General features: G+C 63.2%; 14 protein-coding genes. 5 read left to right on the forward strand and 9 right to left on the reverse strand.

Annotated features, from left to right (window positions below; genetic code table 11):
- The first annotated feature begins 30 nt into the window (after positions 1–30).
- The gene (locus BJN45_RS00380; RefSeq protein ID WP_076090984.1) at positions 31–1,653 is read left to right on the forward strand and encodes an ABC-F family ATPase; all 1,623 of its coding nucleotides are present in this window, start codon (positions 31–33) and stop codon (positions 1,651–1,653) included.
- On the opposite strand, the gene BJN45_RS00385 is transcribed toward BJN45_RS00380, so the two are convergent.
- The 5 genes from BJN45_RS00385 to BJN45_RS00405 form a co-directional block, all read right to left on the reverse strand.
- Positions 1,626–4,076 (reverse strand): putative bifunctional diguanylate cyclase/phosphodiesterase, encoded by a 2,451-nt coding sequence (locus tag BJN45_RS00385; RefSeq protein ID WP_076090986.1) that lies wholly within the window; start codon positions 4,074–4,076, stop codon positions 1,626–1,628. The genes BJN45_RS00380 and BJN45_RS00385 overlap by 28 nt on opposite strands.
- Before the next feature lie 324 nt (positions 4,077–4,400).
- Entirely contained in the window at positions 4,401–7,862 is a 3,462-nt protein-coding gene (locus tag BJN45_RS00390) for an ATP-binding protein (RefSeq protein WP_076090988.1), read from the reverse strand.
- Complete coding sequence (locus tag BJN45_RS00395; RefSeq protein WP_076090990.1) at positions 7,859–8,221, reverse strand: hypothetical protein; 363 nt, start codon at positions 8,219–8,221, stop codon at positions 7,859–7,861. Before BJN45_RS00395 ends, BJN45_RS00390 begins: the two co-directional genes overlap by 4 nt.
- A 61-nt stretch (positions 8,222–8,282) precedes the next feature.
- The gene (locus tag BJN45_RS00400) at positions 8,283–10,982 is read right to left on the reverse strand and encodes a cation-transporting P-type ATPase (RefSeq protein ID WP_076090992.1); all 2,700 of its coding nucleotides are present in this window, start codon (positions 10,980–10,982) and stop codon (positions 8,283–8,285) included.
- Positions 10,983–11,001: 19 nt separating this feature from the next.
- A complete protein-coding gene (locus tag BJN45_RS00405; protein ID WP_076090994.1) occupies positions 11,002–11,472 on the reverse strand; it encodes an SRPBCC family protein in 471 nt (156 codons plus the stop codon).
- A gap of 23 nt (positions 11,473–11,495) precedes the next feature.
- Between BJN45_RS00405 and BJN45_RS00410 the strand changes: the two genes are divergently transcribed.
- Together BJN45_RS00410 and BJN45_RS00415 are read left to right on the forward strand one after the other, a co-directional pair.
- Positions 11,496–12,203: a 16S rRNA pseudouridine(516) synthase gene (locus tag BJN45_RS00410; RefSeq protein WP_076090996.1), complete on the forward strand. Its 708-nt coding sequence runs from the start codon at positions 11,496–11,498 to the stop codon at positions 12,201–12,203.
- On the forward strand, positions 12,200–13,114 hold the full coding sequence (locus BJN45_RS00415; protein WP_076090998.1) for a hydrogen peroxide-inducible genes activator: 915 nt from the start codon (positions 12,200–12,202) through the stop codon (positions 13,112–13,114). The genes BJN45_RS00410 and BJN45_RS00415 overlap by 4 nt, the downstream gene beginning before the upstream one ends.
- A 64-nt stretch (positions 13,115–13,178) precedes the next feature.
- On the opposite strand, the gene BJN45_RS00420 is transcribed toward BJN45_RS00415, so the two are convergent.
- The 3 genes from BJN45_RS00420 to BJN45_RS00430 form a co-directional block, all read right to left on the reverse strand.
- Positions 13,179–15,701 (reverse strand): DNA topoisomerase III, encoded by a 2,523-nt coding sequence (locus tag BJN45_RS00420; RefSeq protein WP_076091000.1) that lies wholly within the window; start codon positions 15,699–15,701, stop codon positions 13,179–13,181.
- 78 nt (positions 15,702–15,779) lie between these two features.
- Positions 15,780–16,850 carry a DNA-processing protein DprA gene (gene dprA, locus BJN45_RS00425; RefSeq protein WP_076091002.1) on the reverse strand — a complete coding sequence of 357 codons (1,071 nt, stop codon included), beginning with the start codon at positions 16,848–16,850 and terminating at the stop codon, positions 15,780–15,782.
- Positions 16,847–17,869 carry a LysM peptidoglycan-binding domain-containing protein gene (locus BJN45_RS00430; protein ID WP_076091004.1) on the reverse strand — a complete coding sequence of 341 codons (1,023 nt, stop codon included), beginning with the start codon at positions 17,867–17,869 and terminating at the stop codon, positions 16,847–16,849. The genes dprA and BJN45_RS00430 overlap by 4 nt, the downstream gene beginning before the upstream one ends.
- 142 nt (positions 17,870–18,011) lie before the next feature.
- Between BJN45_RS00430 and def the strand changes: the two genes are divergently transcribed.
- The gene (gene def / locus BJN45_RS00435) at positions 18,012–18,515 is read left to right on the forward strand and encodes a peptide deformylase (protein WP_076091006.1); all 504 of its coding nucleotides are present in this window, start codon (positions 18,012–18,014) and stop codon (positions 18,513–18,515) included.
- Positions 18,512–19,435 (forward strand): methionyl-tRNA formyltransferase, encoded by a 924-nt coding sequence (gene fmt / locus BJN45_RS00440; RefSeq protein WP_076091008.1) that lies wholly within the window; start codon positions 18,512–18,514, stop codon positions 19,433–19,435. The genes def and fmt overlap by 4 nt, the downstream gene beginning before the upstream one ends.
- On the opposite strand, the gene BJN45_RS00445 is transcribed toward fmt, so the two are convergent.
- Positions 19,419–20,333 (reverse strand): S1/P1 nuclease, encoded by a 915-nt coding sequence (locus BJN45_RS00445; protein WP_083650685.1) that lies wholly within the window; start codon positions 20,331–20,333, stop codon positions 19,419–19,421. The two genes, fmt and BJN45_RS00445, sit on opposite strands and share 17 nt — an antisense overlap.
- Positions 20,334–20,366: the final 33 nt, after the last annotated feature.

Consider the following 20,366-nt stretch of genomic DNA (forward strand, 5'->3'; position numbering starts at 1 on the left):
ACTGAAATACTTGCCGGATCGGAAATCGTCGTGCTCGTCGCTGCCAACATCACCATGCAATTCGGGGCCAAGCCCCTGTTTGAAAACGTCAACGTCAAATTCGGCGAAGGCTATCGCTACGGCCTGATCGGTGCCAACGGCGCCGGCAAGTCGACCTTCATGAAGATCCTGTGCGGCGCGCTGGAGCCATCGGCCGGCAATGTCTCCAAGGATGTCCATGAGCGCATGGCCTACCTGAAGCAGGACCAGTTTGCCTACGAGGACATGCGCGTCCTTGACGTGGTGATGATGGGCCACGAGGAACTGTGGGGCGCGATCCAGGAGCGCGATGCGATCTACGCCAACCCGGAGGCGACCGAGGACGACTACATGCGCGCCGCCGAACTCGAAGGCAAGGTTGGCGAATACGACGGCTACACCGCCGAATCGCGCGCCGGCGAACTGCTGCTCGGCGTCGGCATCCCGACCAGCCAGCACAACGGTCCGATGCGCGAAGTGGCGCCGGGCTGGAAGCTGCGCGTGCTGCTCTGCCAGGCGCTGTTCGCCAACCCGGACATCCTGCTGCTCGACGAACCGACCAACAACCTCGACATCAACACCATCCGCTGGCTGGAAGACGTGCTCAACAACCGCGATTCGACGATGATCATCATCTCGCACGATCGCCACTTCCTGAACCAGGTGTGTACCCACATGGCCGACCTGGACTACGGCAAGATCACCACCTACGCCGGCAACTACGACGACTTCATGGAAGCCGCGCAGCAGGCTCGCGAACGCCAGTCGAACGCCAACGCCAAGGCCAAGGAGCGGATCGCCGAACTGCAGACCTTCGTCCGCCGCTTCTCGGCCAACGCTTCCAAGGCCAAGCAGGCGACTTCCCGGATGAAGCTGATCGACAAGCTGAAGCCGGAAGACGTCAAGCCGTCGTCGCGCCAGTACCCGTGGATTCGCTTCGATTACGACGAGAAGCAGAAGCTGCATCGCCAGGCGGTCGAGATCGAGAACCTGACCTTCGCCTACCCGGGCAGCGAACAGAAGATCTTCAACAACCTGACGCTGACCATCAATGCTGGCGAAAAGATTGCCATCATCGGTGAGAACGGCGTCGGCAAGACGACCCTGCTGAAGCTCCTGATGGGCGAGCTGCAACCCGGTTACGGCACGATCAAGTGGGCGGAAAAGGCGCAGCTCGGCTACTACGCGCAGGACCACTCGGCCGAATTCCAGAGCGACACCAACCTGACCGACTGGATTGCTCCGTTCGCCCGCGATTCCGCCGGCGAAGGCGGCGATGTCGAAACCCTGATGCGCGGCACGCTCGGTCGTCTGCTGTTTTCCGGCGACGACGTCCGGAAGGCGGTCAAGGTTCTCTCCGGCGGCGAGCAGGGCCGCATGCTGTTCGGCAAGCTGATGCTGTCAAGGCCGAACGTGTTGCTGATGGACGAACCGACCAACCACCTCGACATGGAATCGATCGAAGCCCTGAATTCTGGCCTGGAAAAATTCCCCGGTACGCTGGTCTTCGTCTCGCACGACCGTGAATTCGTCTCCTCGCTGTCGACCCGCGTGCTCGAAGTCAAGGGCGACGGCAAGATCGTCGATTACCTCGGTGGTTACGAGGATTATCTGGCATCGCAAGGCGTCGAATAAGCCGCAAACTCCAGTCCCTTGTCCCCCAGCCAGCTATCCGCGGGTTGGGGGCGGCCGTAGAAATAGCCTTGCAGCAACCGGCACCCCATCTGTTGCAGCAGTTCCAGCTGCTCAGCGGTTTCCACGCCTTCGGTGACGACGCTCAGTTCCAGGTCCGCTGCCATTGAGGCAATGGCGCGCACGATCTTCTGGTCGGAGGAACTGGTTGTCAGGTTGCGCACGAAGGACTGGTCGATCTTGATGATGTTTACCATGAAGCTGGAGAGGTAGCTCATGGATGAATAGCCGGTTCCGAAATCGTCAATGGCGACGCGCAGCCCCAGTTCCCGCAGGCGGCCCAGCACCTGGGTCACGTTGCCCACATCCCCCAGCAGCATGTCTTCGGTGACTTCCAGGACCAGTCGCTCGGCCGGAATACCCTCCTCTGCCAGGATGGCCGCTACCCGTACGGGGAATTCCTCGGCATTGATGTCGCTGACCGATACATTCACGCCCAGGTAGGGGCGGGAGGGTTTTTCCAGGTAGGGCTTGAAGGCTTTGCTGGCTGAACGCAGCATGCCCAGTGTCAAATCGCGGATACAGCCGCTCTCGATGGCGGCGCGGATGAATTCGGGCGGCGGTACCCAGCCGAGTTCCGGGTGCTGCCAGCGGGCCAGGGCTTCGAACCCGGCGATCCCGCCGCTGTTCGCATCCACGATGGGCTGAAAGTAGACCTGGATTTCGCTGTTTGCCACCGCATTTGGCAGCCAGGCCTCCAGGCGGAACTGGCGCAGAGCCCGCTCGTGGATATCCCGGTCGAACACCACCACATGGTTGCCCCGCTCCTGCTTGGCTTCGTGCATGGCGGTATCAGCCTCGCGCAGCAGCCGGTCCCGGTCGATTTCGCCTGGCGCCGCCAGGGTTGCCCCGAAGGCAGCTGATATGGACAAGCGATGACCACTCACATGAAACGGCTCCACCATGATGTGTGCGCACTGATCGCACAGATCTGCGAGATACATGGGATCGTCCAGGCGGCGCAGGATGACGAAGGAGTCACCGCTGAAACGTATCAACTGGGTCCGCCCCTCCTGGATGCCAGCCAGGCGTTCTGCCACGGCGGATACCACCTCATCGCCGAAGGAGTGCCCATAGGTATCGTTGATCAACTTGAAGCGGTTGACGTCCATCATCACCAGAGCCATGGCCTGGCCGCCACCCCATTTTCCCCGCACCAGTTGCTCATTGAGCCAGGCCCGGTTCGGCAGCCCGGTCAGATCGTCGTGGGTGGCCTGATGATGCAGGGCTGCATGGCGTGAGGCCAGGATGCGTCCCCGGATCAGTACTCCCGCCAGCAGCAGGAGCAGCAAGGTGACGATGGCGCTGAAGCTCAGCAGGGTATTGCGGTATTCGGGGTCGAAGATGGAGGGCGGTCGGTTCAGCAGCTGGCTACCTTGAGGCAGATCGTTTCCGGTGATTCCGAAACGTTGCAGTTCGCGGTAATCGAACACCAGGGCCTGGGGGGGTTCGTACACGATCGGTATCTCTTCCGGGCGCTGCCCGGCCAGCACGTACTGGGCCATGCGTGCCATCAGGCGGCCGTTTTCCAGGCCGCTGTTCATGTAGCCACCGAGGGCGCCGCGCCCTACGGTGGCATCCAGGTCGGAATAGACCGGGCGGCTGGTGCGGGCATGCACATAGGCAACCAGTTCCTCCGGGCTGAAGGGTCGGCCACCTTCCTTCTGGGGCTGGGAGCCCAGGGCAAACAACAGGGTGTCGTTCCCCAGGTCGGGCAAGCGCCCATCAACCTCCGCCAGATACCGTGTCACCCAGTGCTCCACCTGGATACCGGGGTCCAGGCGCTCCATGGCACCGGCAACGTGCTCCCGAATACCAGCGCCTGACTCGTCGGCTGTGGTCAGGAATACCAGTCGCTTTACCTCGGGGTGCAGCACCAGCGCCAGCCGAAGGGTACGGACCAGATCGAAGCGCTCCGCCACGCCAGTGACGCCGGGGCGTCCTGCGGTGATCTGGTTCGGGTCGCCATTGATGCCACCAAAGATGATGGGCGTGCCAGCGAACATGTCTCGCTGCTGCACGGCAAACTCCAGGGCATTGTCATCGACTGTCACCACCAGGTCGAAACGCCGGCCGGCATGTTTTTCGGTCAGGTAGCGGGCAAAGCGCAAACGTGATTCCTGTTCCCGGTGTCGCTTGGTGTCCATCCACTCCACGTGCAGCACGGGGCGGCTGGCCGTGACACCCCCCCATTCCTCGAAACCGTCGAGTATCCGGTCTTCCCAGCTGTAGCCGTGGTGGTAGGACATGAGTACCAGGACTTGCGGCGACTCCTGGGATGCCGGCAGCCCGGCGACGAGCGTCAGCTGCAGAAGGAAAGCCAGCAGGCAGTGTCGCCAGGCGACAGATATTCCCTTCGCAGTCATGTATTGCTCCTTCGCGGGGTCCCGTGCCAGGCGGCAGGGCCGTCGCCCACGCCGCTCGCGGTAATGCCACAATCAATAATTCATTTCTCTGAGTATATGAAATTCTAATTTCAGCAATATCTTATAAATATTAAAAAATCGCCACAAGACATATTGCTGCTGAAACAATGCGTAAAAAAGAATGTGTGGCGTAATTCTCCAAGCTCCTCCGAGGGGGAAGAACGATGGAGTGATGCCATGCGAATCGATGCTTCGGGAAATACGTTCCCTGCCTGCGATTTATGCTGATGTATTTTAGTCTGCTGGGGAGGTTTGAGCCAAAGCTCAGTCTTCGGCTTTTTTTCCGGCTTCCAGCCAGCGCAGCAAGCTGACGAATAGCTGTTCCGGGATGACCGGTTTGCCGATGTGGTCATTCATGCCGGCGGCGATGCATTGCTGGCGATCTTCGGCAAAGGCGTTGGCGGTCATCGCCAGGATCGGTGTGTCCCGGTTGACGCCGGTGGTGCGGATTGCCTGCGTTGCCTCCAGACCGTTCATCACCGGCATCTGCATGTCCATCAGGATCACGGCGTAGCGCCGCTCGCTGGCCATGCTGACGGCCTGCGCACCATTTTCCGCCAGATCCACCTGGATGCCTGTTTCTGCCAGCAGATCGCGGGTGACTTCCTGGTTGATCGGTTCGTCTTCGACCAGCAGGACGCTGGCGCCGGCAAACTGCTGGCGCAGCCGGGTTTCCGCGCTGGCTTCGCTGCTGCTGGCGGCAGGTGTCGGCGCGCTGGTGGCTGCCTTGCCGAGACGGACGGTGAACCAGAAGGTACTGCCCTGGCCGGGTTGGCTGTCGACGCCGATTTCACCGTGCATCATGGTCACCAGCTTCTTGCTGATCGCGAGTCCGAGACCGGTGCCGCCGTACTTCCGGGTCATCGAGCTGTCGGCCTGCTCGAAGGCCGCGAACAGTCGCTTCTGTTCGTCGGTGGCGATGCCGATGCCGGTGTCGTGGACGGCAAAGCGGAGCTGCATGTCCTGCGCTGTTTCGTCGAGGATGGTGACGCGAATCCCGACTTCGCCCTGTTCGGTGAATTTGACTGCATTGCCGGCAAGATTGGTCAGGATCTGGCCCAGCCGCAGCGAGTCGCCGGTGAAGGCGCGGTCACACCCGGCCGGTAGAGGTTCGATGTGCAGCCGCAGTTGTTTTTCCTTCGCTTTCAGCGCCAGCAGGCCGGTAACATTGTCGAGCACGTGCCCCAGCCGGAATTCCGCTTGCTCCAGCGACAAGCGGTCGGCTTCGATCTTGGACAGGTCGAGAATGTCGTTGAGGATCAGCAGCAGGCGATTGGCCGCTTCCATGGCCCGGTCGAGCTGGCGTTCCATCCGGTTGTCGGCGACCCGGCTGCGGACCAGCGAAATCATGCCCATGATGCCGTGCATCGGCGTCCGCAGTTCGTGGCTCATGTTGGCGAGGAAGGCCGACTTGGCCTTGTTTGCCGACTCGGCGGCTTCCTTGGCCAGCAGCAGTGTCTGATTGGCGATTTCCAGGTCGACGTTGAGGGCCTGGATGCGGGCCTCCGACTTCATCCGCTCGGCGACTTCAGCCTGCAGTCGTTCGTTGCCGGTACGCAGGTCGTTGGCCTGGCGCTCCAGGTTTTCGTTGTGTCGCTGCAGTTGTCGGGCCATGTCGTCGATGGTCGCATACAGGCTGGCGACTTCGCGTACCGGGCTGCTGTCGCCGCCGGTGGTGCGCCAGTTGCCCCCGGCGATGCCAGCCGCTGCACGCGACAGCCGGATCAGCGGGCGCGAGATCCAGTCGCTGGCCAGCAGCCCGATGAAAATGCCGAATCCGGTGATCAGCAGGCCGAGATAGATGACGTTCTGCAGCATGCTGCTGGCCAGCGTATCGAAATGTGCTTGCGGCAGGATCAGCCCGATGCTCAATGTCTGTCCCTGTTCCAGCGGGTGCCGGCGCCAGTCGACGAGATAGCGCATGTCATCGACGACGATGAATGCACTGCCCTCAGGGCTCCTGCCATCGTCCATGGCGCTGCCGGCAGCGCGTAGCAGGGGATCGGCGCTGTCGCCGAGCTTGATTCGTGTCGCCTCGCCGGTCGTGCGGTAAATCGGATGTGTGCCCGAACTGGCGAGCAGTTTGCCGTCGCTTTCGGCAATGAAGGCAAGCCCGCCGGTGTCCTCGCTCAACTCGCCGAGCAGGGTCGACAGCTGGGACAGGGCGACATCGGCGGTGGTGACGCCGATGAAGCGGCCGGCCGGATCGTGCATCGGGGAGGACATGCCGATGCCCATGGTGTCGTAGGCTCCCAGGGCATCATTGATGACGTAGCGGTAGGCCGGGTACCAGGCCATGCGACCGTTTTCGCGGGCGGCGATGAACCAGGGGCGGGTCCGGGCATCGAAGGCACTACTGGCTGGGGAAACCAGGGTTGTCGGCCGGGCCGCATCGTCGACGCGATAGATGTGCATTGCCCGGTTGTCGGCAATACGGGCATGCAGCAGGCGCAGGCCACGATCAGCGCCCAGCGGCGGGCGGCTGCCGGCATAGTATTCGCCATCGCTCATGCCGGCTGAGATGAAGGTGAGCAGCGGTTGCTGGCGGATCTGCAGCAGGAAATCCTGCATCATCCGGTCGCGCTGCGCGGGATCGAGCAGTCCGGCGCGCGCCTGTTCGACATTGAAGGCGACGACCCGTTTTGGCACCTCGAAAAAGGCGGCGACCCGGTCGTGGATGCGCTCGCCGAGCGCATTGGCCATATTCTCGGCAAAACGGTCGGCTGCCTGACGGGCATTGACGTAGGAAATCCAGCCACTGATGGCAACGATGGGCAACAGCACTAGCAGTAGCGAGCCGATCAGGAAGCTGCGCAGTCCGATCCGGCCGTTGCTGGCAGTCGGTACGGCATCGTTGCTGCTTTCGTTATCGCGCCGGAACAACTGGCGCAGGATCAGGGCCAGGGTCAGTAGCCCGATGACGCCCCGGGTCAGCCACTGGCGCAGGGTGTTGTACGGATTGCCGGCGATCGGTGCGGCTGCCAGGCGCCACTGACCACCGGGCAGGTCGACGTCGATGGCAACGTGGTCTTGCTTGAACAGGGCCGGCTCACCATAGAAAGGCTCGCCTTCGGCGCCGCTGCCATCTCGGCCGCGGATGGCGAGGGTGAATCCGCTATTTCTGCCGATCAGCCCGGCGTCGCTGAGTACGCCTTCGAGGTCGATGGCCGAGGAGACGACGCCCTTGAATTCTTCCGCCTGTCCCTCGCCTGCCGGAAAATAGATCGGTGTGCGGCTGACCAGCCCGGGCCGGCCACTCTGAACCAGATCGACCGGCCCGGTCAGGACCGTGTCGCGCACGGCCAGCATTCGTTCGATGCCGGTCATGATGTAGGGGCGATTGGCGTAGTTCATCCCCTGGACGGCTTCGTTGCCGGCGAAGGGATGGACGAAAACGACTTCGTAATGGCGCGACAGGGTCAGGTTGATGACGTTCCTGTATTCGCTGATCAATTTATCCGAGATGCTTCGCAGGCGCGCTTCGTCGAATTCGAGATCGGCTGTCAGGGTAGCGGCGAAATCGTAGTGGATCTGCCTGTGATGTTTCAGATCGCGCTCTAGCCTCAGGGCAGCGGCGCGCAACTGGATCTCGGTCTGTTGCAGCGCGACCGCCTCGACCTGTTGCCGATCGACATGGGTCGCAACAATTGCCAGCAACCAGCCACCGATGGCAATGAGCAGCAGTTGCAGCCAGGCGCCTGCGGCGAGGCCACGGAAGGGATTCATGGCTGCTTGCCCAGCCTGATGCGCAAGCGGTCGAGTAGCCAGGCTGCACCCAGCAGCATGCCAAGGCGCAGCACCGTATTGAACAGCAACGGGCCACGTTCGAGGCCGCCACCGGTCAACTGGCGTTCGGCCAGATACCAGAGCACGACGGCCAGTACAGCCAGCATGCTGGCGCGTGACAGATTGATGAACCAAGCGACGGCGAGCACCGGTAGCAGGAAGAGCAGATGAAACTCGTAGGCTGCGGGGCTGATCATGCGCAGGTAGCCGACCAGGCCGGTGGTGACCATGGCGGCCGCCCAGATGCCGATCTGGGTCAGAGGTGTGGGACGTTGGCAGAGCAGGGTGGGCAGGTTCATGGTGCGATGTTCAGGTATTCCCGCTTGCCAATCAAGCCGCCTGAACACGTGCTGCGGCAAATTATGTTTTTTTTGCCAGCCAGCACTTCTCCGTTTCCATGATCAGGAAGACGGCGAAACCGATGGCCAGCGATATCAGCCAGTGACGCAGTTCGAGTGGTGTGGCAGCGAAAGCGCTGTTCATGAAGGGCAGGTAGACGAAGCCCAGTTGCAGCAGGAGCAGCACGCCGACGGCCAGCCAGACGGCCGGGTTGGTGAACATCAGATCGAGGCGCAGGCTTGAGGTGGTCAGGAAACGGGCATTGAAAAGGTAGAAGGCCTGCGCGACGACCAGCGTGTTGACGGCCATCGTGCGGGCCAGATCAAGTGGCATGCCGAGCGCCAGTTCGACCTCGAACATGGCGATGGTGGCACCGCCGATCAGCACCGAAACGATGGCCAGTCGCCACAGGAAAACGTAGCCGAGGATCGGTGCCCCCGGCTTGCGCGGCGGTCGCTGCATGATGCCCGGTTCGGCCGGCTCGAAAGCCAGGGCCATGGCCAGCGTGATGGCGACGACCATGTTCACCCAGAGGATCTGTACTGCGGTCAACGGCAGGGTCAGGCCAAAAACCACGGCGGTCAGCATGACCAGGCCCTGGGCGCCGTTGGTCGGGAGGATGAACAGGATGGCCTTGCGCAGGTTGTCGTAGATGGTCCGGCCTTCCTCGACGGCGTGGGCGATCGACGAGAAATTGTCGTCGGCAAGCACGATCTCGGCAGCCTCCTTGGTCGCCTCGGTGCCCTTGATGCCCATCGCCACGCCGACGTCGGCGCGTTTCAGCGCCGGTGCGTCGTTGACGCCGTCGCCGGTCATCGCCACGACCTCGCCGCGCGCCTGCAATGCCTTGACCAGGCGCAGCTTGTGCTCGGGGCTGGTGCGGGCAAAGATGTCGCAATCCTGGGCGATCTGCTGCAGTGCCTCGTCGCTGGCGTTTTCCAGTTCCTCGCCGCTGACCACGCGCAGGCTGCCGGCCGTGCCCAGGCCCATCTCGATGCCGATGGCGCGGGCGGTGCCGGCGTGGTCGCCGGTGATCATCTTGACCCGGATGCCGGCGCCGTGGCAGGTCTTGATCGCGGCGACGGCTTCCGGTCGCGGCGGGTCGATGATGCCGATCAGGCCGAGGAAGATCATGCCTTCGTCGAGATCCTCGACATCCAGGTGTTCCTTGCCGTCATCGACCTGGCGGGCGGCGGCGGCGAGCACGCGCAGGCCGTCGGCGCTCAGGCGGTCGATGGCGCTTTCCCAGAATGGGCGATCCAGCGCCTGCGGTGTACCGTCCGGCCCGAGTTCTTCGGCGCAGCGATCGAGCAGGCGGTCCGGGGCGCCCTTGAGCATGATGCGGCGCAGGCCTTGCGGCGTGCTGTTGAGCGTCGCCATGAACTTGTTGGCCGACTCGAAGGGGATGGTGGCAAAGCGCTCATGGCCACCGGCATCGAAGCCGGCCTTGTCGGCCAGCGTGCGCAGGGCGCCTTCGGTTGGCTCGCCGGTGACTTTCCATTGCCCGTCTTCCTCGGCGATGTGCGTATCGTTGGCGACGGCGACGACTTCGATCAGCGCATGCAGGTGGGCATGTTCGGCCAGTTTGACGAGTTCGCCGTCGAGAGTGATCTCGCCCTCCGGCCGGTAGCCGGTGCCGCTGACGTCGTAATGGCCGGCGCGGGTGATGACGTGGCGGGCGGTCATTTCGTTCTTGGTCAGCGTGCCGGTCTTGTCCGAGCAGATGACGGTGACCGCGCCCAGCGTTTCGACAGCGGTGAGCTTGCGTGTGATGGCGTTGCGGCCGGCCATGCGCTGCACGCCAAGTGCCAGCGTGATGGTCAGGATGGCCGGCAGGCCTTCGGGAATGGCGGCCACGGCAAAACCGATGGCAGCGAGAAAGACGTCGCCGAGCGGCAACTCATGCAGGCCGATGCCGATGGCCAGCATCAACAGCGCCAGCGCCACGATGACGCCGGACAGAATCTTGCTGAAGCGGGCCATTTCGCGGGTCAGCGGTGTCTGCAGGGTTTCCACCTCAGCGATCATGCGGTTGATGCGGCCGATCTCGGTATTCGGGCCGGTGGCGGTGACCACGCCGAAACCCTGGCCGGCGGCGACCAGCGTGCCGGAATAGGCCATGCCGAAGCGGTCGCCGACGCCGGCCGCGCGGTCAACGGCAGCGGTATTTTTGTCGCTGGGAACCGATTCGCCGGTCAGCGCCGATTCCTCGATGCGCAGGTTGGTCGTTTCGAGCAGGCGCAGGTCGGCCGGGACCCGGTTGCCGGAGCGCAGGCGGACGATGTCGCCGGGGACCAGCCCGTCGGCTTCGATCTGCGTCCATTCGCCGTCGCGCCGGGCCTGGGCATGTACCGACAGCATCTTGCGGATGCCTTCCAGCGCCTCTTCGGCCTTGCCTTCCTGGATGAAGCCGATGATCGCGTTGATGACGACGACGCCAAGGATGACGCCGGTGTCGATCCAGTGACCGAGCAGGGCAGTGATGCCGGCGGCAGCGATCAGGATGTAGATGAGGATGTCGTGGAAGTGCTTGAAGAAGCGTTTGAGCAGCCCTTCCTTCGCGGCCGTCGGCAGGCGGTTGGGGCCGCTCGCCGCCAGACGTTCGGCGGCTTCTGCGGTCGACAGCCCTTTTTCATCGGTTTTCAGGGCCTGCAATGCGGCATCGGTTGCCAGAGCGTGTGCATGTTCGATCGACAGGCCGCTATCTTCGCGGGCGCTCATGGCAATCCTCCTGAACGGTTTATTGGCAGTTGCCCTCGGCGGCAAGCGTACGGATGATGCGGACACAGTCGATATCCGACTGCTGGTAAGCGGACTTGATGTATTCGGCGTAGGCCCGGTCTTCTTCGCTGGCACTGGCGGCGAAGGTGGTGCCGTAGGTGAAACGCAGGAACAGGCGCTCGGGTTCCGGTTCCTCGATGCGGATGGTCAGGCTGCCGCCGGCATGGTGGGCGCTGGGCTCGATATCGAAACGTACCCATTCGAGTACGCTCATGGTGACGCGGTCGCGAATCCGCGCCGCGCCGAAATCGAGTTCGCGCAGCAGGCATTCGTCATCGCGTCCGAGCAGCGTACAGGACTCGAGGCCGGGCAGGAAGGGCAGGGGATTATCGACCCGGTGCTGCAGCCCATCCCAGACCTGTTGTCGGGTGAGCGATACGAGCAGCGGATTGCCGGGGTCGTTGATGGCGATCAGGTGTTCGAAGTTCATGCCCCGGATGGTAGCATCGCGGGATGCAACTTGAACGAATCCTCCAAATGCATGGCTTCGGTACGCGCAAGGCGTGCCGCGCCATGATCCGCCGCGAACGCGTGGCCCTCGCCGGTGAAATCTGCGTCGATCCTTTTGTCGAAGTGCCGACCGACGGGCTGATTTTTACGGTCGACGGTGTCGATTGGCCGTTTTGCGAATTTGCCACCATCGTCCTCAACAAACCGGCCGGCTACGAATGCTCGCGCAAGCCCAAGCATCACACCGGCGTCCTTGAACTGCTGCCGGTGCAACTGCGCGAACGCGACGTGCAGCCGATCGGCCGGCTCGACGAAGACACCACCGGCCTGCTGCTGATCACCGATGACGGCCAGCTCAATCACCAGTTGTCGTCGGGCAAGCGCAAGGTGCCCAAGGTCTATCTGGCGCAGACGAAACACCCGCTCGACGCCGCCCAGATCGAGCAACTGCTGGCCGGCGTGCTGCTGGCCGACGAACCGGCGCCGATTGCCGCCGCCGGTGCCGAAATTGTCGATGATCACCAGTTGCGCCTGACGCTGACCGAAGGCAAGTACCATCAGGTCAAGCGCATGGTGGCGGCGGTTGGCAACCGCGTCGAGGCGCTGCATCGCGAAGCGGTGGGCGAGATGCAATTGCCGGCCGACCTGAAGCCCGGCGAATGGCGCTGGCTGACGGCTGCCGATTACGAAAAACTGGGCGTGCTGCGATGACCCTGACCGAAATGCGCTACATCGTCGCGCTGGCCCGCGAACGTCATTTCGGCCGGGCCGCCGAGGCTTGTCACGTCAGTCAGCCGACGCTGTCGGTGGCGCTGAAGAAGGTCGAGGGCCAGATCGGCACCGCGCTGTTCGAGCGCACCGCCAACGATGTGCGCATCACGTCGCTGGGCGAACGTATCGTCGAGCAGGCAACGCGTGTGCTGGCCGAGGCAGTCAAGCTGGAAGAGATCGCCGAGGCTACCGGTGACCCGATGAGCGGCCAGTTGCGCGTCGGCATCATCTACACCATCGCGCCCTACCTGCTGCCGCAACTGATCCCGGCGTTGAGCCGGGAAGCACCGAAGATGCCCTTGTTCCTCAAGGAAGATTTCACGGCCAACCTGATTCCGGCGCTGAAGTCGGGCGAACTCGACGTCATCGTCATTGCCTTGCCGTTCGCCGAGCCCGGGCTGGTGGCGCAGCCGGTCTATGACGAGCCGTTCCGCGTCGTCGTGCCGGCCAATCATGCCTGGATCGATCGCCGGGAAATTCCCGCCGATGAACTCGATGGCCAGCATCTGCTGCTGCTCGGTCAGGGCAACTGCTTCCGCGATCAGGTGCTGGAATCCTGTCCGCGTCTGACCGGCCAGGATGCGCTGGAACATTCGCTTGAAGGCAGTTCGCTGGAAACCATCCGCTACATGGTGGCGAGCGGTGCCGGCGTGGCGGTGATGCCGAGCACGGCGGCCGATCCGCTGATCGACAAGGAGCCGATGGTGCGCGTGTTGCCGTTTGCCGGCGTTTCGCCATCACGTACCGTCGGACTGGTCTGGCGCGTGACCTATCCGCGTCCGCAGGCGATCGACGTACTGCGCGCGGCCGTGCTGTCCTGCCAGTTGCCGGGGGCGACCGCCCGGCGTTGAGGTTTCACGTGAAACGCGACCACCGCGAAATCGTGGTGGTCGGCTTTCCTGCCGGACCGTTGGCTCAGGCTTCCGCTTTTTTCTTTGCTGCCGGCTTTTTCGCCGCCGGCGCCTTCTTCTCGAACTCGAAACCCACCTTGCCTTCGGCGACGACCAGGTAGGCCGAGAACTTGCGCTTGGTGCGGTTGGAGATGAATTCGCGCAGCAGGTCGGTCTTGCCGGTTTCCAGCATCTTCTTCATCTGGGCGCTGTCGACCGGCTGTTGCAGGATGATCTTGCCCGAACGGAAGTCGCAGGACTTCTCCGGGCCGACCGATTTTTCGCAGACGTAGGACGTGCCGTGGTCGTACACATTGGCCGCGCATTTCGGGCATTTGCCCAGGCTTTCGTGGCCGGAAAAGTCGACCGGCTCGGCATTGGCTTCATCAGCCCGATCCTGGCCGAAATCGAATTCCGGCAGATGTTCGTCATTGAGCTTGATGGCGGCGGAAAAACTGCGACCCATCTTGTTGCGGAAGCCGATCAGCGGGCCGACATGGCGTTCGCTCAACAGCGTCTCTATTTCTGCCGGCTCGTACTGGCGGCCGGCGACGATCTTCCACAGCGAGTAGTCGCAGTCGCTGCACTGGAATTTCTTGTAGGTCTCGCGGATCAGGCCGCCGCACTTCGGGCAGGGTGTCTGCAGGATGCCGAAGTCGCCGGGGATGGTGTCGCTGTCGTAGGTCTTGGCGCGCTCGACCATGTGCCGGGTCATTTCGGCGATTTCACGCATGAATTCGTCGCGGGTGAATTCGCCCTTCTCGATGCGGCCGAGCTTCCATTCCCAGTCGCCGGTCAGTTCCGGCTGCGTCAGTTCCTTGATGCCGAGGCCGTTGAGCAGCGTCATCAGGTTGAAGGCCTTGGCCGTCGGAATCAGTTCGCGGCCTTCGCGCAGCATGTACTGCTCGCCGATCAGGTTTTCGATGATCTGGGCGCGCGTCGCCGGCGTGCCGAGGCCGCGGCCGGCCATCGCCGCCTTCAGCTCCTCGTCGTCGACCATCTTGCCGGCGCCTTCCATGGCGGAAAGCAGTGTCGCTTCCGAGTAGCGCGGTGGCGGCTTGGTGACGTTGGCCTTGACCGTGACTTCCTCGGTTTTTACCTTTTCATCCTGGTCGACCGCAATCAGGTTGCCTTCGTCGCCGGTCTGGCCTTCCTTGCCATGGACGGCGAGCCAGCCCGGATTGACCAGCACCTTGCCTTCGGTCTTGAACGGGTAACCCTCGACGCGGGTGATGCGGGTGGTCACCATGTATTCGGCGGCCGGGAAGAACACCGACAGGAAGCGGCGGACGACGAAGTCGTACAGTTTCTGTTCGGCTTCGTTGAGGTTCTTCGGCGCCTGCGGTGTCGGGATGATCGCGAAGTGATCGCTCACTTTTGCGTTATTGAAGATGCGCTTGTTCGGCAGCACCCAGTTGCGCGCCAGGATCTGGTGGGCGAACGGTGAATAGCGGGCGAGCAGCACTTCGTCGTGGCCCTTGCCGGCGCCTTCGCCGGTGAGCACGCGCATCGTTTCCTTGACCGTGGCGATGTAGTCTTCCGGCAGGCAGCGTGAATCGGTTCGCGGATAGGTCAGGACCTTGTGCTTTTCATACAGCGCCTGGGCCAGGCCGAGTGTGGTCTTGGCCGAGAAACCGAAGCGGCTGTTGGCTTCGCGCTGCAGGCTGGTCAGGTCGAACAGCAGCGGCGACAGCCGGGTTTCCGGTTTGGCTTCCTCGCTGACGATGCCGGGCTTGCCCGAAGTCGCGGCCTTGATCGCTTCGGCGCGGGCGGCTTCCCACAGGCGGTCGGCGCGGGCGTGCTCGTCATCCTGCTTGCCCTTGAAGCTCTCGTCGAACCATTTGCCGGTGTAATTGCCGGCCTTGGCGCCGAAATCGGCTTCGACTTCCCAGTAATCACGCGACTTGAAGTCGCGGATCTTGCGTTCGCGCTCGACGACGATGGCCAGCGTCGGCGTCTGTACGCGGCCGACCGTGGTCAGGTGGAAACCGCCGGTCTTCGAATTGAAGGCGGTCATCGCCCGGGTGCCGTTGATGCCGACCAGCCAGTCCGATTCGGAGCGGCAGACGGCGGCGTCGGCCAGGCCCTGCATTTCGCTGCCCGGACGCAGGCGGGCGAAGCCGTCGCGGATCGCCTGCGGCGTCATCGATTGCAGCCACAGCCGCTGTACCGGTTTCTTGTTGGCGGCGTGCTGGACGATGTAGTTGAAGATCAACTCACCTTCACGCCCCGCGTCACAGGCATTGACCAGGGCGTCGACATCCTTGCGCTTGAGCAGCTTGAGCAGGACCTTGAGGCGGCTGGCGCTCTTTTCGATCGGGTTCAGCGCGAAGTGCGGGGGGATCACCGGCAGGTGGGCAAACGACCATTTTCCGCGCTTGACCTCGAATTCTTCGGGACAGGACAGTTCGAGCAAATGGCCGACGGCCGACGAAATAACGAGGTCGTCGCTCTCGAAATAGTCGTCGTGCTTGGTGAACCCGCCCAGTGCCTTGGCGATGTCGCTGGCGACGGAGGGTTTTTCGGCGATGATCAGTTTTTTGCTCATGGGTTCTGCCTGTTAGGTGCCGGGCATGATAAGTGGCCGCCCGACGGATTGGCAAGGGCGGACACAATTCATTTTGCTTCAGTGGATGCGCTGGTAGCGATTGCCGGGAAGGACTGCAATCTGGCCGGCAAGTTCCAGGGTCAATAGTTCGGGCAGGAGTTTTTCGGCGGCGAGTTCGCTGCGTTCGACCAGCTCGTCGAGGCTGCAGGGATCGTGGCCGATGGCTGCCAGCAGCGGATGTGCATCGTCTGGTGCCGGAAGCATTGTGGTGGCTGTCGGCAGCTCGCCCAGTTCTTCCAGGACGTCGGCGGCGGTTTCGACCAGCTTGGCACCTTGCCGGATCAGCTTGTGGCAACCACGGGCCACCGGTGAATGGATCGAACCGGGAATGGCGAAAACCTCCCGGCCCTGTTCGCCGGCCAGTCTGGCGGTGATCAGCGAGCCGCTTTCGGTGGCTGCCTCGACGACCAGGACGCCGCGCGACAGGCCGGCGATGATGCGGTTGCGCCGGGGGAAATTGGCGGCGATGCCGGGGGTGCCGAGCGGAAATTCCGAGACGATGGCGCCGTGTTCGGCAATGGCCAGCGCCAGTTCGTGATTGCGCGCCGGATAGACGCGGTCGGCGCCGGTGCCGATGACGGCGACGGTCGCGCCGCCAGCGGCCAGGGCGCCGCGATGGGCGGCGGCATCGATGCCGAGCGCCAGCCCGCTGATGATGCACAGGCCCTCGCCGGCGAGCGTCCGGGCGAATTGTTCGGCAGTGCGCAGCCCCTGTGGCGTGGCGTTGCGGCTACCGACCACGCCCAGTCCGCGCTGTTTCAGCAATGCCGGCTTGCCGCGGACATAGAGGACGTTCGGGGGATCAGAAATTTCGAGCAGGGCCGGCGGATAAGCGTCGTCGGCCAGGGTCAGGATGCATTGCCCCGGCTGGCTGGCCCATTCGATGCTGCGGTCGACGGCATCGCCGGAACAAAAATCGAAGAGCAGATCGGCCTTGCTGCCGATGACGCTGCGGACGGCGGAAAGGCCGGCAGCAAAAATCGACTCGGGTAAACCGAAAGCGGCGAGAAGCTTTCTTTGCGTCTCGCCGCCGATGCCGGGAATCAGGGTCAGGCGCAGCCAGGCGGCCAGACCCCGGGAGTCACTCACGGATTGCGTACGAGGTCGCCGATCAGCACCGATTTCGAGGCATCGATCACCAGTGCGTAGGCAACGTTTTCGAAAGTGCGGAAAACAAAGGCCAGTCCGTAGCGCTCGTCCGGAATGACCGTCGTCTCGCGTTTGATGTCGTCGTCCAGATGCACGGCAGTACGCTTGCGATACAGGGCCAGCACGTGGCCGACTTCAACATTGTTGGCGGCGCCCCGGTTGAGGGTGATCACCGAACTGGCCCCGCCTTCGCTGACGGCACCGTAGATCGACATGATCCGGGCGTTGATTTCCTGTTCCGGCTGGCGCGGGACATAGGCCATGATGGTCGGCGGTGGTGCCGGCCGCAGCCAGTCACCACGGGCGATTTCCTCCTTGGCCAGCGTGATGCGCAGCGAGGCGGGTTCGCCCGGACGGACTAGCTGGGCATTGCCGAGGAAGAATGCCTCGTAGGCGACGATGGCATCGGTTTCCGGGTCCTTCAGCGGTTTGCCCGGGCGGAAGACATGCCATTTTTCGACCGAGGCATCGGTAATGCCGCTGACGTAGGCGGTGTCCCCGCTACCCAGCAGGACCCGGTCTTCCTGAGTGGCGACGATACGGGCCGCCGATTTTTCGGCGCCGTCTTCGACGATCAGTGGTTGCGAGATGAAGGGTTCGATGACATTCGGCGGAATGCTCGGAATGACCTGCTGGATTGCTGTGGCATAGGCCTGAGGCTGGATGCGGTTGTTGACCGGCTTGCCCAGGCGCAGGCGCGGGCTGCCGTCGGACATGTCGAGCCAGACGATGTCACCGGGGTAGATCAGGTGCGGATTCTTGATCTGGTCCTTGTTCATGCGCCAGATTTCCGGCCAGCGCCAGGGCTTCTTGAGGAATTTTCCCGAGATGTCCCAGAGCGTGTCGCCCTTGACAACAATATGCCGGTCCGGTGGATTGCTGACCAGCTCAAGCGGCTCGGCAGCCGTTGCGCAAGCCGCTGTCACGGCCAGGATGAGCGCGGATATAATGCGAACCATGGGTAATCCCTCACGTACCGGTGGAACGCGCAGCAGCTTGTGTGGTCTTACCGGCGTCTGCAGTTCGCGTTCATATCTCAAAAATTGCTTTAGATTCTGCATGTAATCATCTAAGCAAGCAAGCCTTTATTCCCTATTTGCCATGGCCCTATTACCCATTTTGCGTTTCCCCGATCCCCGTCTGAAAAAGATTGCCGTGCCGGTCACGAAAATTGACGCTGGCATTCGCCGGCTGGCTGCCGACATGGCGGAAACCATGTACGAGGCACCCGGTATCGGGCTGGCTGCGACTCAGGTCGATGTGCATAAGCGGGTGGTCGTCATCGACGTTTCCGAAGACAAGAACGACCTGCGTGTTTTCATCAATCCGGAGTTGAACAGCTGCCAGGGCAGTACGCTTGGCGAGGAGGGCTGCCTGTCGGTGCCCGGCGTTTATGACAAGGTCGAACGGGCAGAGCGCGTTACCGTGCGCTACCTTGATCTAGAAGGCAAGCCGCAGGTGCTGGAGGCCGATGGCTTGCTCGCCGTATGTATACAGCACGAGATCGATCACCTGAACGGCAAGGTCTTTGTCGATCACCTGTCGCAACTGAAGCAGACGCGGATCCGCAACAAGTTGGCCAAGCAGGCGCGGGTTACCGCATGAAGGTGATTTTCGCAGGTACGCCGGAATTTGCGGCACAGGCGCTGGCGGCCATCATCGCCGCCGGGCACGAGGTGGCGCTGGTGCTGACCCAGCCGGACCGGCCGGCCGGGCGCGGCATGGCCTTGCAGCCGTCGGCGGTGAAGCAGGTGGCGCTGGCAAACGGCATTGAGGTTTTCCAGCCGGCGACGCTGAAGGCTGCCGAGGCGCAGGCAAAAGTCGCCGCCGTCGGTGCCGAAGTGATGGTGGTGGCGGCCTACGGCTTGATCCTGCCGCAGGCGGTGCTCGACCTGCCGCGTTTCGGTTGCCTCAACATCCACGCTTCGCTGCTGCCGCGCTGGCGCGGTGCGGCGCCGATCCAGCGGGCACTGCTCGCCGGCGATTCCGAAACCGGCGTCTGCATCATGCAGATGGAAGCCGGGCTTGATACCGGCCCGGTGCTGCTGCGCGAGGCTTTTCCGATAGCCGCCGACGACACCACGGCGACTTTGCACGACAAGCTCGCCGCCTGCGGCGCCCGGCTGATCGTCGATGCGCTCGGACGTCTGCCGTTGCCAGCCGAAATCCAGCCGGCCGATGGTGTGACTTACGCGCACAAGATCGAGAAGGCGGAGGCGGCGATCGACTGGTCGAAGAGCGCCGACGAGCTCGATCGCCATATCCGCGCCTTCAATCCCTTTCCCGGTGCGCAGGCGACATTCGCCGGCCAGACGGTCAAGTTGTGGGCAGCGCAGCCGGTGGCCGGCAGCGGCGAGCCGGGCAGCATCCTGACGGTCGATCGGCGCAGTGTCGTCATCGCCTGCGGTGCCGGGGCGCTGGCCGTCAGCGAATTGCAGAAGGCCGGGGGCAAGCGTTTGCCGGTACAGCAATTCCTGGCCGGACATCCGCTGCAGCCGGGCGAGCGTTTCAGCGCGCCGGACTGATGCTTGCCGGCGCTGGCCGCGTTTCACGTGAAACGCGGTGGCGCTGGATGTCTTCGAGTAGTTTGCCCAGCCGCTGGCCGGCTTCGGCGATGCGCCGGTCGGCAATGGCGCGGGCTTGGTCCCGCCAGGCTTCGTCGATCAGCAGCGTCACGCTGCCGCGAGTTGCCGGATACGCGGCAGGCAGCAGTTGCCGGCTCTCCTGCAGCCAGCGCGCGACATTGCCCTGAACCGGCCGCGCCTGTCCGGCAAGCAGTGCCTCGGCCCGCAGGCGCAGGCGTTTGCCGCGCAATCCGCTGGGGCCGGGCAGGTCATCCCAGTAAGTGTGCAGTTTGACGAAGGGCTGGCGGGCGGCGAAAGGGTTTTCGACCAGCACTTCGTTGCCGCCGCGATCTTCGCTGTAACCGACATGCAGCGGTTGGTGAATGTCGGCGACCAGGTGGGCCAGCCAGGGAATGGCCCAGGCAATTTCGCTGATTTCTGCGGTCGACCGCAGGATTTTCGCTAATTCCGCGATCTGGCGATCAATCTGGCCACGGCCGCGTTTTCCCCGGTGGTCGAAATCGGCGTAATGCCAGTCGCTGTGCCGGTCCATGTCGGGAAAGCCGGGCAGCGTCGCGGTTGCGCCATCAAAGCGTGTGTCGCGGCGGATGCTGTCCGGCCAGGTCGTCGCTTCGGCAAAGACCAGCATGGCGTCACCGTCGCCCGATTTTTCCAGCCAGCGCGCGTGGTCCGGGTGTTCGCGCAGGGCCTGGCTGACGAAACTGCGGCTGGCCGGGCTCATGCCTTGCCAGGCAATGACGGCGCTCAGGCGATGGCCGGCGGCATTCCAGGCCTGTGCCGCCGGACTGGCGAAAAGGATGAAGGCGAGGGCGAATGAACGGATGAACAAAGGAGGCATGACGGAATTATGCCCCGTGCGATAATCGCGGCC

The organism is Azonexus hydrophilus (genome assembly GCF_001956855.1).
GTDB lineage: Bacteria > Pseudomonadota > Gammaproteobacteria > Burkholderiales > Rhodocyclaceae > Azonexus > Azonexus hydrophilus_A.

Bases quoted from the DNA above. Each gene is read 5' to 3' on its own strand.
- BJN45_RS00385 (WP_076090986.1), bottom strand. From the start codon at position 4,076: ATGACTGCGAAGGGAATATCTGTCGCCTGGCGACACTGCCTGCTGGCT.
- BJN45_RS00390 (WP_076090988.1), bottom strand. From the start codon at position 7,862: ATGAATCCCTTCCGTGGCCTCGCCGCAGGCGCCTGGCTGCAACTGCTG.
- BJN45_RS00395 (WP_076090990.1), bottom strand. From the start codon at position 8,221: ATGAACCTGCCCACCCTGCTCTGCCAACGTCCCACACCTCTGACCCAG.
- BJN45_RS00400 (WP_076090992.1), bottom strand. From the start codon at position 10,982: ATGAGCGCCCGCGAAGATAGCGGCCTGTCGATCGAACATGCACACGCT.
- BJN45_RS00405 (WP_076090994.1), bottom strand. From the start codon at position 11,472: ATGAACTTCGAACACCTGATCGCCATCAACGACCCCGGCAATCCGCTG.
- BJN45_RS00410 (WP_076090996.1), top strand. From the start codon at position 11,496: ATGCAACTTGAACGAATCCTCCAAATGCATGGCTTCGGTACGCGCAAG.
- BJN45_RS00415 (WP_076090998.1), top strand. From the start codon at position 12,200: ATGACCCTGACCGAAATGCGCTACATCGTCGCGCTGGCCCGCGAACGT.
- BJN45_RS00420 (WP_076091000.1), bottom strand. From the start codon at position 15,701: ATGAGCAAAAAACTGATCATCGCCGAAAAACCCTCCGTCGCCAGCGAC.
- BJN45_RS00430 (WP_076091004.1), bottom strand. From the start codon at position 17,869: ATGGTTCGCATTATATCCGCGCTCATCCTGGCCGTGACAGCGGCTTGC.
- def (WP_076091006.1), top strand. From the start codon at position 18,012: ATGGCCCTATTACCCATTTTGCGTTTCCCCGATCCCCGTCTGAAAAAG.
- fmt (WP_076091008.1), top strand. From the start codon at position 18,512: ATGAAGGTGATTTTCGCAGGTACGCCGGAATTTGCGGCACAGGCGCTG.
- BJN45_RS00445 (WP_083650685.1), bottom strand. From the start codon at position 20,333: ATGCCTCCTTTGTTCATCCGTTCATTCGCCCTCGCCTTCATCCTTTTC.